The organism is Nonomuraea sp. NPDC052634, from assembly GCF_040678535.1.
Taxonomy (GTDB): domain Bacteria; phylum Actinomycetota; class Actinomycetes; order Streptosporangiales; family Streptosporangiaceae; genus Nonomuraea; species Nonomuraea fastidiosa.
Genome location: NZ_JBFATY010000028.1, coordinates 1 through 1,474, shown reverse-complemented (window position 1 = coordinate 1,474; position 1,474 = coordinate 1). Strand labels below are relative to the sequence as shown.

At 68.3% G+C, this 1,474-nt stretch carries 1 protein-coding gene; it reads right to left on the bottom strand.

Annotated elements, in window-relative coordinates:
- Window positions 1-24: 24 nt before the first annotated feature.
- Complete coding sequence (locus tag AB0K67_RS40445; RefSeq protein ID WP_364070937.1) at window positions 25-1,308, bottom strand: IS701 family transposase; 1,284 nt, start codon at window positions 1,306-1,308, stop codon at window positions 25-27.
- Between the last annotated feature and the right edge of the window lie 166 nt (window positions 1,309-1,474).

Genomic DNA, 1,474 nt, shown 5'->3' with positions numbered 1-1,474 from the left:
TACGGCAGCCGTAGATTGTTGTGATCATGGTGTTGTCTCGGCGTAGGTATGCCATCGCTGGTGGCAGAGGCGCGCTCGATATTGGTGCCGTCGCCGCCAGATGGACCAGGTCAGACGGTGCTCGGGGTCCCGTCGTGGGTCGGGGATGACGACGCCGCGCAGTTGGCGGAGCAGTTCGGGGATGGCGATGGCGACCAGGCCGAGATGCTCGGCGAGGGGACCGTCAAGTTGACGCTGGTAGGCGGTGGCCACGGCGATGAAGGCGTAGGCGAGCAAGGCCATGGTGCTCCAGCGGTGCCAAGAGCGCCAGCGGATGACCTGTCCGGCGTCCAGGCCGCAGGTCTGCTTGGCAAGTTGATGATCTTCTTCGATGCGCCATCTGGACGTGGCGACGTGAATCAGGCGGGCCAGCGGCACCGGGTGCGGGCTCCAGCAGCGGTAGAACGACATCTGGCCGGTGTAGCGGTGGCGGCGGATCAGCAGGGCGGCGTGTCCGGGGTCGTGCTCGTCGGGGGTGTCGTCGGGTCGGATGGCCAGCATCGCCCAGTCGTAGTGGCGGGTGCCTTTGGTGCCGCTGCCGGTGCGCAGCCGCATCCATGCGCCGGCGGGGATGAGCGTGGCGGCGTCTTTGGCGGCGAGGGTGCGTCCAGCGTGGGTGATGATCGTGGTGCTGGAGCGGACCGCCAGCACGTAGCCCAGGAGCAGGGTGCGGATCAGGGTGCGTAGCTCACGGCCGCCGTATACCTCGTCCCCGGTGACGAAGGCGGCGCGTATGCCGGTCGCGTGCGCGCGTTGGAGCAGGTCGCCGGCGAGCTGAGGTTTGGTGGCGAACATGGTCTGTTCGGGGATGTGGGCCAGCTCGCGGTGTTCGTCGTCGGCTGCGCGGCTTGCGGGCAGGTAGAGGGCGCGGTCGAGGATGGTGTGCCCGCGTGGGGTGGCGTACGCCAGGTGGACTGCGACCTGGCATAACGCGACACCGCCGAGGGTGCCGCTGTATTGGCGGGCGGCTGCGGCGGCGTCGGTGGAGGACTTGGCGTCGGCGGTCTCGTCGATGATCAGTACGGCGTGGTCGGGGTCGCCGTCGTCCAGGTGCTCGATCGCCCATCGGGCGGCTTGGGCGGTGACCTGCTGCTCGTCCCAGGAGGCGCGGGCCAGGAAGTGCTGGAGTCGGTCTGGGGTGGGGTGTCCGGCCGCCTCGGCCAGGGTCCAGCAGTTCTTGTCCTCCAGTTCCATCAGCAGCCCCGCCAGCATCTGTGCGCAGGTGGCGCGGCTTTCACGGCGGGGGAAGCAGGGCGCTATCCGGGCCATGAGTTCCTGGTGTAGAGCGGCGTGCTCGGTATGCGCTACGGTGACGGCACGAGCCGCCGCGGCCTGGTCTTGTGTCACAACTCGACATGATCGCGGCGGCTCTTCGCGTCACGCCACACGACCAGCGGCAACACCGTGAAGATCACGATCTACGGCTGCCGTATCA

Excerpts from the sequence above, each read along its gene's own strand:
- AB0K67_RS40445 (WP_364070937.1), bottom strand. The coding sequence starts at position 1,308 with ATGGCCCGGATAGCGCCCTGCTTCCCCCGCCGTGAAAGCCGCGCCACC.